Source organism: Marinobacter lutaoensis (genome assembly GCF_001981305.1).
GTDB classification, from domain to species: Bacteria; Pseudomonadota; Gammaproteobacteria; order Pseudomonadales; family Oleiphilaceae; genus Marinobacter; species Marinobacter lutaoensis.
Genome location: NZ_MSCW01000015.1, coordinates 1 through 11812 on the forward strand (window position 1 = coordinate 1; position 11812 = coordinate 11812).

Here is an 11812-nt window from a genome sequence, read left to right on the forward strand (position 1 = left end):
TGCTTTTATAACAGCCAACGGCTGCACAGTGGCCTTGGCTACCGGACTCCGATAGAGTTCGAGGGAATTAAATGATGGGGCGTGTCCAATTTATTGGGGGAAGTCCATTCCGGTCCTCGCGGACCTCCACCGGACCGGTTTGCTACGCTACGCTTCACAACCCGGCCGCTGAACATTGGCGTTAAATTTGAGGGAGCCTGTGCAAGACAATAGTTCGGGATTCGTCAGCACGCTGGAGTCACTTGCCCAAGCTTTTGTTGTTGCTTCGGTGCTGTGGATACTCTTTCTGGTCGTGGCTTGGCCCTTCATTCAAGTGTCGAGACTTGTTTTTTACGTAGTTTCCCTTGGAGCTATCAAACCGACGTATCGACAATCTCTGGAGCATCAGGGGATCGTGGGTTTGGCGATTCTGATTTTTGTGCCGCTTCTTTTCTATGTGCACATCGTTTACGGGGCAAGGCTCTATGGCAATCAGTCTGTACAGTGACAGTATTCACCTGACACATGCCCCCAGCGGGCACCCTATTTAAGCAGCTTTTTCGGCTGCTTTCGTGTTTCCAATTTTTGGCGGTTTCGGCAGGCCTTTTTTGAACACGGTGTAAGGCACGCGACCGTTCATATTCCGGCCCTGGTGTGGTCGCTTGGTGTTGTACTGGATGAGGTCGTCAGCCAGGTCTGCCTGCATCTCCTCGATGCTCTCATACCATTTCACGCGCCCCTGAACGCGGAAGTGTTCGTCCAGTAACGTCCGGTGAAGGCGTTCGATGATCAGCACCGTGGCGGAACCTGCCGCGATGGCTCGTGGGCGGGGCGGGTGTTTGGGCTTGGAGTGGGGGGGAGAATCCCTTGTACCCGAGGTGCCATCGCGGGTACTGGGCCACCCAATGGTACCCCCGGCAGGACTCGAACCTGCTACCTTCCCCTTAGGAGGGGGACGCTCTATCCAGATGAGCTACGGGGGCAAAACGACGGGAAGGCCGGTATCATAGCGGGCCTGGGCCTATGGCTCAAGTTGCGGCCTGGTGGGGTGTTTGCGGAGGGTGTTGTGTCCGAGACGGTGTCGTTGAGCATCATTGTGCCGGTGTGGCAGGAGGCCGCGGGAATCGTGGCTTCGCTGTCCGCGTTACAGCCCCTGCGCGAGGCGGGGCACGAGGTGATCGTGGTGGACGCCGGCAGTCCCGATGGCACGGCCGGGTTGGCGCGTCCGTTGTGTGACCGGGTGGTGACGTCGGGCCGGGGTCGGGCGGTGCAGATGAATGCCGGCGCCGGGGTGGCGCGGGGCAATGTGTTGCTGTTTCTGCACGCGGACACCCGGCTGCCGGCCTCGGCACCGGCCTGGCTGGCGCGTTTCGTGGCCAGTCCCCGGGCGTGGGGCCGGTTCGACGTGCGGCTCAGCGGCCGCCGGCCGCTGTTTCGGGTCATTGCCTGGTTTATGAACCGGCGGTCCCGGCTGACCGGCATTTGCACCGGTGATCAGGCCCTCTTTGTGCGCCGCGAGGTGTTCCAGGCGCAGGGTGGTTTTCAGCCCATTCCGCTGATGGAGGACATCGAGTTGTCCCGGCGCCTCAAGCGGGTGTCGCCACCGTTCTGCATCGCCGATCCCGTGGTCACGGACAGCCGCCGCTGGGAAACGTTGGGTCCCTGGCGTACGATCGTCCTGATGTGGCGGTTGCGCTGGCGTTACTGGCGCGGCGAATCGCCGGAGTCCCTGGCCCAGATTTACCGCTCGGATGTCCGTCATGCATCAAAATCCTGATACCGTCACCTCCGCCGTTTTTCTTCAGTTCGCGAAGTGGCCGGAGGCCGGCAGAGTGAAGACGCGCCTTGTTCCGGCGCTGGGCGTGGCGGGCGCGCTGCAGGCCCATGTGACCTTGGTGCGGGCGGTGCTCGACAATCTTTGCGCCACGGGCTACCCGGTGCAGTTCTGGTGGGACCGGGAGGTTCTGGACGCCGACCCCGGGGCGGAGCTCATCCTGGACGATGTGCGTGCGGCCGGTATCGGGCAGTGGGTGCAGCAGGGGGATACCCTGGGCGAGCGCATGACGGCGGCGCTGGGGGAGGCTCTGGCGACGTTCGAGCGGGCCGTGGTGGTGGGCAGCGACTGCCCGTCGGTGGATCCGGGCTATGCCCGGGATGCGGTATCGGCCCTGGCCACGCATGACGTGGTACTGGGCCCTTCGGACGATGGCGGATATGTGCTGATTGGCGCCCGCCGGGTGGTGCCGGACATGCTGGCGGGCATCGAGTGGGGGACCCCCGCCGTGCTGCGCCAGACCTGCGAGCGCCTGGAGCGTCTGGGGCTCCGTTACTGCCTGCTGGAGCCCCGCTGGGATGTGGACGAGCCCGAGGACTGGGCCCGCTTTCTGAAGATGGCGGGCGAAACTCAGCCCGCCGGCACCGCCGGCTGACGGGTCAGCTGCTCCAGGGCTGCCGTCTCGTCAAGCCCCTCGCCCCCGGTGGTGACCCGCAGGGCGTGCTGGCGTTCCAGCAGTGAACGACGCAGGGTATCGACCAGCTCGTCCCGGGTCACCGCCCGGATGGCTTCGGCCAGCCGCTGCCGCGAATCAAACCCGGTGGCCTGACGGTCGATTTCCCGCCAGTACCGGCCTGAGACGTCGCCCAGTTGCCGCTCCTTCTCCAAAAGTCGACTGATCACCGCCTGTTTTTCCCGTTGCAACTGAGCCTCGTCCAGATTCGACAGTCGGGCTTCGAACTGCTCCGCGAACGCCCGGACCGCGGCATCGATCTGTTCCGGGCCGGTGGCCGGTGATTGCACCACCAGTCCGAGTGCTGGTGTTTCCAACATTTCAAACGGAGTGGCGTAGACGATGTAGCCCAGCTGACGGTTGGTCCGGATGTCCTCGTAGAACGGGCTGCTGATCAGCTGTGCCAGTAACCGGAAGCGGGCCCGTTCCGCGAACCCGGTGTCGTCGCCCTGGAGATACAGGGTATAGCCGGTGTCCGGATGATCCACCGTCAGCGACACCCGGGTTTCACCCGGCGGCAGGCGCCGGACGTGGGACCGGGGAACGTCGGTTGTCCGGCTGCCCGACAGCGCCAGGGCGCGCACCTGTTGGGCTAGGTTCAGGGCCGAGGCTTCGGTGAGGTTGCCGTGGGCGAGGATCACCGGGTCTACCTCAGTCAGCAGGTTGTCGGCGAACGAGCGCAGCTCGTCGAAGGTGACCTCCCGGGCGGCCCTGAGTTTTTCCTCGGTACTCCAGGCGCCCTCGATCAGCGCGGTTTGCACGAACTCAGACGTCTGGTCCACGGGCTTGTCTTTGGCCCGGTTCTCGAGGCCGTCGATCAGGTTGCGCCGGGCGATCTCGAAACGCGATTCGGTCAGTCGCGGATGCGCCACCTGACCGAGGATGCGGGACACCAGGGTGTGCAGCTTGTCGCTGTAGCCGCCCACCCGGACGGTGATCCCCCGGAGGTGGGGGTACACGCTGTAGTTCAGGCCGGCCAGCCGTGCCGGATAGGCCCAGGCGTTGAGGTTGGTATTGATGGCATCGACCAGCAGCTGGGTGAGCACCGCGCTGCGGGCACTGGCCCGGGCCGCCGGTGTGCGCAGGCCGATGAAGACGTTGGCCTTGGGGGTGTCAAAACGGGTATCCCGGGCGAACCACAAGGCCAGGCCCTCGGGCGCGCCGAGGCGGACGGGATGGGGCATGCTGGCGCCGGCCACCAGATCCAGGTTGTCCGGGATGAATGGGTTTGCGTCGGGCAGATGGAGCTGTTCAGCCAGTGTTTCGGGGGCACCCTGCGTCAGTGCCGCTGGGTTCAGCGGCTCCCGTTGCCAACGGGTGTCGTACCAGCGGGTGACCTGGGGATCGGACAACGTTGGATTCGGCGCCAGCACGAACACCATGACGTTGTCGGGCGTGAGTCGGTCGAGGATGGCCCGGTACTGCTCCGGCGCGTACCGTTCCATCATCCAGGGAGCCCGGAGCAGGTCCCGTACCGGGTAGTCCTGGAGCTGGCTGGCCAGACGCATGGCTTCATTGACTGGCTCTCCCTTTTCCCGGAAACGGTAGTCGATCCTCGCCAGCTGCTGCATTTCCCGGAACCGCTGCTCGCTGATGCCCTCGGTTCGGATCCGGTCGATGTAGTCGAATACCAGGGCCAGGATGTCGTCCTGCCGCGACAGACCCTCGGGAGTCAGGGCCAGGCTCACCTCGAGGGTGGCGCCATAGCCGGTATCCATGCCCAGACCCGCGGACAGGCTTTCCGCCAGGCCGGCCCGCTTCAGCACGTCGAACAGGCTGCCCGGGCCTTCATGGCCCAGCAGATTGGCCACGTAGCTGGCGGGTTTAGTCTCGTACAGGGCCTTCTGGGAGGGAATGGGGAAGCTCAGGGTCAGCCTGCGGATGTCCCGGAGCGCTTCGGCGGTCACCTTGGACGGCAGCTGGTCGGGGCGGTACAGCGGCTGGTCGTGCCGCTTGGGCGCCAGGTGCCGGTTCGCGATGGCGCCAAACCGCGGGCGGACCATGGCTTCCAGTTCGTCCAGAGATTGCGGACCATAGACTGCCAGGGTCATGAGGTTGGCGGAGTAGTGGGTTTCCCAGAAGTGCACCAGGTCCGGGCGCAGCGGCCGTTCGTCGGTGTTGGCCAGGGTGGTGAGATTGCCCACCGCGAAGTGGCTGAAGGCGTGCTCCGGATTGCTGACGGCTTTCTCCACGGAGTAGAAGCGGCGGCCGTCGTCCCGTCGCTTGGCGGTGAATTCGGAATGCACAGCGTGACGCTCCCGGTCCACCAGCCCCGGGGTGAACCGGGGCGCGGCGAACTGCTGGGCGAAGCGGTCCAGGGCCGGTTCCAGGAAACGGGCGTCCACATCGAAGAAGTAGTTGGTGTCCTGGAATGCGGTAAAGGCGTTGTGGCTGCCGCCGTGGCTCTTGATGAACTGCTGATACTCCCCAGGTTCGGGGTACTTTTCGGTGCCCAGGAACAGCATGTGTTCCAGAAAGTGGGCCAGACCTTCCCGGTCCTCGGGGTCATCGCCGCTGCCGACGCTTACGTTCAGGGCGGCGGCCGCCTTATCGGCGGAGGGGTCGGACACCAGGATGGCCCTCAGGCCATTGTCCAGTTCCAGATAACGGTATTCGTTGGGGTCGTTCGGGCTTTTGACCGGCTGCTGGGCGGCTAGGACGATACCTGCGAACCACAACAGCAGCAGGCCAGTCAGAAGGCGCAGTGGTTGGGGCATGACAAAGTCCTCGGACATCGGGGCAATGAGCGGCCGGATCAGTGGATCCGAGCGTTACGGGTGCTTTCGGGTTGCTGGTCCAGGGTCTTCCTGGCCAGCTCCGCCGCCTGTTCGGCAGCCAACTGGCCGGAGGCGATGCGTTCGAGGACGGTCGCCATGATGGCCAGGGTCTGCCGGTAGTCGGCGAGTTCTGACTGAAAGGCCTGGTCGATGGCGTCGTAGACCGCCTGGATCTTTTGTTCCCGGGAGCCGGCGGCGCCGGCGGTGTCGTTGATGGCCTTCAGGCAGGCGCGGGCAATGGCGATGTAGCGTTCGGTGTTTGCGTTGTCTTTTGCCATGATGGTGTGTGTAACAAGCCTGTGTGAATGGTGACTGAGAGACTGCGGAACATGCGATAAGTTCCGGATTATGGCATTGCGCCGGCGGTCTTTCATGATTTTCGGGTTGCGACCGGCCGACCGCTCGCCCGTCGCCGTCTGTGCTAGTCTCTGACAAGGTGTGTCGTGACGCCTCCGGCCCCGCCGGAGTTGCCGGTTTTCGGGGGTTCTAGAGTAATAGCTCTATACAAAACAAAGAGTTACAGAGTAAAAGCTCTAAAAAAGTCCGATACATGAACGTTGCAATTAAGTACAATGCCAGCGTTTGCGAGACTCTACGACTTTAGTCGTAGATCGTTGGCATGGATAGATAACAACAGAGCAACAAGCAGGGTGACAATCAATGAACTACTTCCTTACGGGTGGCACGGGCTTCATTGGCCGTTTTCTGGTCGAAAAACTGCTGGCACGGGGCGGTACGGTCTACCTCCTGGTGCGGGAGCAGAGCCAGGACAAGTTGCGGAAACTGAGGGAACGGTGGCAGGCCGACGAGTCCCGGGTGATCGCGGTGCCCGGTGATCTGACCAGCAGCAATCTGGGCCTGGATGCCGACACGCTGGCGTCACTCAAGGGCCGGATCGATCATTTCTTCCACCTTGCCGCGGTTTACGACATGGGGGCCGACGCGGAAACCCAGCAGGCGGCCAATATCGAGGGCACCCGGGCCGCGGTGCAGGCGGCCGAGGCGATGGCCGCGAAGCGTTTCCATCATGTATCGTCGATTGCCGCCGCCGGCCTGTTCAAGGGCACCTTCCGGGAAGACATGTTCGAGGAGGCGGAAAAGCTCGATCATCCGTACCTGCGCACCAAGCACGAATCCGAGCGGGTGGTTCGGGAAAACTGCCGGATTCCGTTCCGTATCTACCGTCCGGGCATGGTCATTGGTCACTCCCGAACCGGCGAGATGGACAAGGTCGACGGCCCCTATTACTTCTTCAAGATGATCCAGAAGATCCGCCACGCGCTGCCCCAATGGGTCCCCACCATTGGCATCGAGGGCGGTCGTCTGAACATCGTTCCGGTGGATTACGTGGTGAATGCCATGGACCACATCGCCCACGCCGAGGGCGAGGACGGCAAGTGTTTCCACCTGGTCGACAGCGACCCCTACAAGGTGGGCGAAATCCTCAACATCTTCAGCGAGGCCGGGCATGCGCCGCGCATGGCCATGCGTATCGACTCGCGCATGTTCGGCTTCGTGCCGCCCTTCATTCGTCAGAGCCTGAAGAATCTGCCGCCGGTCAAGCGCATTGCCGGCGCGGTGCTGGATGACCTGGGTATTCCGCCGTCGGTGATGTCCTTCATCAACTATCCCACCCGCTTCGATGCCCGTGAAACCGAGCGGGTCCTGAAGGGGACCGGCATCGAAGTGCCCCGGCTACCGGACTATGCACCGGTGATCTGGGACTACTGGGAACGTCACCTGGACCCGGACCTGTTCAAGGACCGCACGCTCCGGGGCACGGTCGAGGGCAAGGTGTGCGTGGTGACCGGGGCGACCTCCGGGATCGGTCTGGCCACCGCCGAGAAGCTGGCCGAGGCGGGCGCCATCCTGGTGATCGGCGCCCGCACCAAGGAAAAGCTGGATGAAGTGGCGGCGGCGTTGGAAGCCAAGGGCGGCAACGTGCACGCCTATCCCTGCGATTTCTCCGATATGGACGACTGTGACCGTTTCGTGAAGACGGTGCTGGACAACCACGGCCATGTGGATGTGCTGGTCAACAACGCCGGCCGCTCGATTCGCCGCTCCTTGGCGCTGTCCTTCGACCGCTTCCATGATTTCGAACGTACCATGCAGCTCAACTACTTTGGCGCAGTGCGTCTGATTATGGGGTTCGCCCCGGCGATGCTGGAGCGGAAGCGGGGGCATGTGGTCAATATTTCCTCCATTGGGGTGCTGACCAATGCGCCGCGCTTCTCGGCCTATGTGGCCTCCAAGTCCGCCCTGGACGCGTTCAGCCGGTGCGCTGCGGCGGAATGGTCGGACCGGAACGTTACCTTCACCACCATCAACATGCCCTTGGTCCGCACGCCGATGATCGCCCCCACCAAGATCTATGACTCGGTGCCGACCCTGAGTCCGGAGGAGGCGGCGCAGATGGTGGCGGACGCTATCGTCTACCGGCCCAAGCGCATCGCCACCCGGTTGGGGATCTTTGCCCAGGTCCTGCATGCGCTGGCGCCGAAGTTTGGCGAAATTGTGATGAACACCGGTTACCGCATGTTTCCGGATTCGCCGGCGGCCGCAGGCAGCCAGTCCGGGGAGAAGCCCAAGGTATCCACGGAACAGGTGGCGTTTGCCGCGATCATGCGTGGAATCTACTGGTAAGCAATGGGCTTTCGGCCATGAAAAAACCCGCCTCGGCGGGTTTTTTTGGTTCAGGCTTCGTCCGGCTCGGGCACCGGCGGGGGCGGAAAACCGCCCAGGGCTTTCCAGCGGTTGACGATCTTGCAGAACAGGTCCGCGGTCTTTTCGGCATCGTAGGCCGCCGAGTGGGCTTCTTTGTTGCTGAAGGGAATGCCCGCGAGCTTACAGGCCTGGGCCAGTACCGTGTGGCCATAGGCCAGGCCGGCCAGGGTGGCGGTGTCGAAGGTGGAGAAGGGGTGGAAGGGATTGCGCTTGATGTCCGCCCGCAACGCAGCGGCAAACACGAAGCTGTGGTCGAAGGTGGCGTTGTGGCCCACCAGCACCGCGCGCTTGCAATCGTGCGTTTTCACGGCCTTGCGGATCGGGCTGAAAATCTCGCTCAGCCCTTCCCGTTCCGGCACCGCCTCGCGCTCCGGATTCCAGGGGTCGATGCCGGTAAAGTCCAGAGCGGACTGCTCCAGATTGGCTCCTTCGAACGGGTCGATCTGCTGCACATAGGTTTCGCCGCGATGCAGCCAGCCGTCGTCGTCCATGGTCAGCAGCACGGCGGCGATTTCGAGCAGGGCGTCCCGCTGCGGGTTGAAGCCGGCGGTCTCCACATCCACCACCACGGGCAGGAAGCCGCGGAAGCGCTTCGACATGGGGTGGGGTGCTTTGCTTTCGTCTGTCACTCGAACTCCGGTTATTGCGTTGGGAAATCGGTTGGCTGGCCTTCCAGGCGCCATTGGATGGTTTCGCCGGCCTTCAGGGGCACGATGGTGCCTCCTGCCAGCGGCAGTTCGGCGGGCATGGTCCAGGGCTCCCGAACCAGGGTGATGGTGTCTTGGTTGCGGGGCAGGCCGTAGAAGTCCGGGCCGTTGAAGCTGGCGAAGGCCTCCAGTCGGTCCAGGATGCCCAGTTCCTCGAAAACCTCCGCGTACAGCCCGATGGCACCGGGAGCGGAGTAGCAGCCGGCACAGCCGCAGTCGGATTCCTTGCGGTGCCGGGCGTGCGGTGCCGAGTCGGTGCCCAGGAAAAAGCGGGTGTCGCCACTGGCCACCGCGTCTCGCAGGGCCTGCTGGTGGCGGTTGCGCTTGAGCACCGGCAGGCAGTACAGATGGGGGCGGATCCCTCCCACCAGCATGTGGTTGCGGTTGTACATCAGGTGCTGTGGCGTCACCGTCGCCGCCAGGTTGCCGCCGTTGTGAGCGCGCACGAACTCGGCGGAGTCGGCGGTGGTGATGTGCTCCAGGACCACCTTCAGGGTCGGAAAACGGGCCAGGGTCGGGGCCAGGACCCGGTCCAGGAAGACTTTCTCCCGGTCGAAGATGTCGATGTCCGGATCGGTCACCTCGCCATGGACCAGCAGTCGCATATCGCACTCCGCCATGGCCTCGAGCACCGGGTAAATGTTGCGGATGTCGGTCACGCCGGATGCCGAGTTGGTGGTGGCTCCGGCGGGATAGAGCTTGGCGGCGACCACCCCGGCGGCATGGGCTTCGCGGATGGTTTCCGGCGTCATGGTTTCGGTCAGATACAGGGTCATCAGCGGCGAGAAGCCGGTGCCGGCTGCGGCCGCCAGGATCCGCTCCCGGTAGGCCAGGGCGGCGCTGGCGGTGGTTACCGGAGGCACCAGGTTCGGCATGATGATGGCGCGTCCGAAACAGGCGGCGGTTGCCGGGACAACGTCCTTGAGCACATCGCCGTCGCGTACGTGCAGATGCCAGTCGTCCGGGCGGGTTATGGTCAGTCGATCGGTCATGGGGACATCCGAAGGGCCAGGAAATTGGGCGGATTATACCAGAAGGCACCGCGTTGTTTTTGGCTACCGGCGCTAAAGAATTCGGCGAAGCGGCCGTTACCCGAGGCAAGTGAATGTAACTGTTGGGATTCCCTGGAAACCGGACTATGACCGACCGGCGTCGCAAATCGAGGTGGTGTACGGCACTGGCCCTGTGGGGGCTGGTGACGGCGGGTGCTCAGGCCGCCAGCTACGGTGCCGGCATCGAGAACAGCCAGTGGTACCTGTCCGAATCGGTGTTCGAGTGTACCCTGGTGCACGATGTGCCCGGTTATGGTCGCGCGTTGTTCCGGCACCGGGCCGGCGAGACGCTGTCGTTTCAGCTGGAGGCCCAGTCGGCCCTGATGAAACCGGGGCGTGGTCTGCTGATGGTGGAAGCACCGGCCTGGCGGCCGGGTGCGGCGCCACGGGAAGTGGGCATGGTGGAGGTCTCTGGGGAGCGCCGGCAGGTGTCGCTGGGGGCCCGTCAGGCCTGGCTGCTGGCCCAGGGGTTGCTGGATGGAATGCAGCCGACCCTCACCCGAACGTCCTGGTACGACGGCCGGCCGGTTCGGGTGCGGGTGTCCAACATTCATTTCGCGGCTGCGTTCCAGCGCTACCTTGATTGCAGCAATAACCTGCTGCCGGTCAACTATGATCAGATTCAGCGCTCCCGGATCCCCTTCGCCAGCGGCAGTACCCGCCTCTCCGAAGCCGACCGGAAACTGCTGGATGACATTGCCACCTACGTGCTGGCGGATTCGACCGTTGAACGGGTCTTCGTGGATGGTCACTCCGACCGTATCGGTAGCCGGATCGACAACCGGGCCCTGTCGGAGGAGCGCGCCAATGTGGTGGCGGAATACCTCAAGTCCCGGGGAGTCGACGAGGACATGATCACCGTACGCGCCCACGGCGACCGTTACCCCGTGTCCAATCGGCCCGCCGACAACCGCCGCACCACCATCCGCCTGCAGCGGGCAGGGGAGCGCCCGGAGTTCCAGCAGGCATCGGGCTACGGCGGCGGCAACGCGAGCTGAGCCGTCGCGGTGCGCTAGTAGACGGCGCTCAGCACCTCAAGATGGGCGGCCACGCTTTCCGCCAGGGCCCGCAGGTGATATCCCCCCTCCAGGGTTGAAATGACCCGGTCGTTGGCCGAATCGTGGGCCACGCTGACGATCATCTCCGTGAGCCAGCGGTAGTCCTCGACCTCCAGGTTGAGTTCCGCCATCGGGTCCAGCCTGTGGCCGTCGAATCCCGCCGATACCAGAACCACCTGTGGCTTGAAGTCCTGGAGTTTCTTCAGCCAGGCTGACTCGACGGCCTTGCGGTAGTCCGCCGCCGAACAGCCGGCCTCGATGGGGGCGTTGATGATGTTGGGGGCCTGCCGGTGGACGTGGGAGTGGGGGTAGAAGGGGTGCTGGAAGCTGGAGCACATCAGGATGCGTTCATCGCCGCTGACAATGTCCACGGTGCCGTTGCCCTGGTGCACGTCGAAATCAATGATGGCCACCCGCTCCAGGTGGTGGAAATTGAGGGCCCGCATCGCCGCCAGGGCAATGTTGTTGTAGAAACAGAAGCCCATGGACTTGCTGCGCTCGGCGTGGTGGCCCGGCGGGCGGGCGCAGATGAAGGCATTGGTGACCTGACTGCTCATGACCATGTCCACCGCCTGGATGTTGGCGCCGGCAGACAGGCGGGCGGCGCGGAGCGTGTCCGGCATCAGCGCGGTGTCCGGATCGGTGAACACCCGGCCCCGGGTCGGCGCCATCATCTCCAGCTGCTGCAGGTATTTCTCGGGGTGCACCGTCAGCAGTTGATCCCGGGTGGCTTCCTCCGGACGGACCCAGTCGAGCTTCTGTTCCAGGCCGGTGTCCGCCAGGTAGGCGAGGATGGTGGATATTCGCTCCGGGGATTCCGGATGTTCCGGCCCCATGTTGTGTTTCATGCAGTCATCGTGGGAAAAGAAAGCGGTGGTCATACGTCTCTGAATGCCCCGGGTGTGCTTGTATTTTATTCAATCTTATCAGGGAAACCCCGCGGGGGGCGTATTTCTTTGGTCTTATGGGCGCGATAGCCGATTTACATCAATCGCAGAACGCCTA

The 11812-nt window shown here is 63.7% G+C and carries 10 protein-coding genes, 1 tRNA gene and 1 pseudogene; 5 read left to right on the top strand and 7 right to left on the bottom strand.

Annotation, left to right across the window (positions count from 1 at the left end):
- Window positions 1-199: 199 nt before the first annotated feature.
- Complete coding sequence (locus BTO32_RS17245) at window positions 200-487, top strand: hypothetical protein (protein WP_076725906.1); 288 nt, start codon at window positions 200-202, stop codon at window positions 485-487.
- A gap of 39 nt (window positions 488-526) precedes the next feature.
- Here BTO32_RS17245 and BTO32_RS17250 read toward each other — a convergent pair.
- Both BTO32_RS17250 and BTO32_RS17255 read right to left on the bottom strand, forming a co-directional pair.
- A pseudogene (locus BTO32_RS17250) lies at window positions 527-766 on the bottom strand (integrase core domain-containing protein); the annotation flags it as partial.
- Window positions 767-885: 119 nt separating this feature from the next.
- Window positions 886-962 (bottom strand) — tRNA-Arg (locus BTO32_RS17255).
- Window positions 963-1045: 83 nt separating this feature from the next.
- Between BTO32_RS17255 and BTO32_RS17260 the strand changes: the two genes are divergently transcribed.
- Both BTO32_RS17260 and BTO32_RS17265 read left to right on the top strand, forming a co-directional pair.
- Window positions 1046-1756 (top strand): TIGR04283 family arsenosugar biosynthesis glycosyltransferase, encoded by a 711-nt coding sequence (locus BTO32_RS17260; protein ID WP_076725907.1) that lies wholly within the window; start codon window positions 1046-1048, stop codon window positions 1754-1756.
- Window positions 1740-2408, top strand: coding sequence for a TIGR04282 family arsenosugar biosynthesis glycosyltransferase (locus tag BTO32_RS17265; protein WP_076725935.1), 669 nt, complete (start codon window positions 1740-1742; stop codon window positions 2406-2408). Before BTO32_RS17260 ends, BTO32_RS17265 begins: the two co-directional genes overlap by 17 nt.
- Here the strand turns inward: BTO32_RS17265 and BTO32_RS17270 are convergent.
- Both BTO32_RS17270 and BTO32_RS17275 read right to left on the bottom strand, forming a co-directional pair.
- Window positions 2384-5203 (bottom strand): insulinase family protein, encoded by a 2820-nt coding sequence (locus BTO32_RS17270; RefSeq protein ID WP_076725936.1) that lies wholly within the window; start codon window positions 5201-5203, stop codon window positions 2384-2386. The two genes, BTO32_RS17265 and BTO32_RS17270, sit on opposite strands and share 25 nt — an antisense overlap.
- A gap of 38 nt (window positions 5204-5241) precedes the next feature.
- On the bottom strand, window positions 5242-5541 hold the full coding sequence (locus tag BTO32_RS17275; RefSeq protein ID WP_076725908.1) for a hypothetical protein: 300 nt from the start codon (window positions 5539-5541) through the stop codon (window positions 5242-5244).
- A 382-nt stretch (window positions 5542-5923) separates the two neighbouring features.
- Between BTO32_RS17275 and BTO32_RS17280 the strand changes: the two genes are divergently transcribed.
- Window positions 5924-7909 carry an SDR family oxidoreductase gene (locus BTO32_RS17280; protein ID WP_076725909.1) on the top strand — a complete coding sequence of 662 codons (1986 nt, stop codon included), beginning with the start codon at window positions 5924-5926 and terminating at the stop codon, window positions 7907-7909.
- Window positions 7910-7959: 50 nt separating this feature from the next.
- Here BTO32_RS17280 and rnt read toward each other — a convergent pair whose 3' ends face one another.
- Entirely contained in the window at window positions 7960-8619 is a 660-nt protein-coding gene (gene rnt, locus BTO32_RS17285; RefSeq protein ID WP_076725910.1) for a ribonuclease T, read from the bottom strand.
- Window positions 8620-8630: 11 nt separating this feature from the next.
- Entirely contained in the window at window positions 8631-9689 is a 1059-nt protein-coding gene (gene pyrC / locus BTO32_RS17290; RefSeq protein ID WP_076725911.1) for a dihydroorotase, read from the bottom strand.
- A 146-nt stretch (window positions 9690-9835) separates the two neighbouring features.
- Here pyrC and BTO32_RS17295 point away from each other — a divergent pair, with 146 nt between their 5' ends.
- Window positions 9836-10747 carry a flagellar protein MotY gene (locus BTO32_RS17295; protein ID WP_076725912.1) on the top strand — a complete coding sequence of 304 codons (912 nt, stop codon included), beginning with the start codon at window positions 9836-9838 and terminating at the stop codon, window positions 10745-10747.
- A 14-nt stretch (window positions 10748-10761) separates the two neighbouring features.
- Here BTO32_RS17295 and BTO32_RS17300 read toward each other — a convergent pair whose 3' ends face one another.
- Window positions 10762-11688: a histone deacetylase family protein gene (locus BTO32_RS17300; protein ID WP_076725913.1), complete on the bottom strand. Its 927-nt coding sequence runs from the start codon at window positions 11686-11688 to the stop codon at window positions 10762-10764.
- Window positions 11689-11812 lie beyond the last annotated feature (124 nt).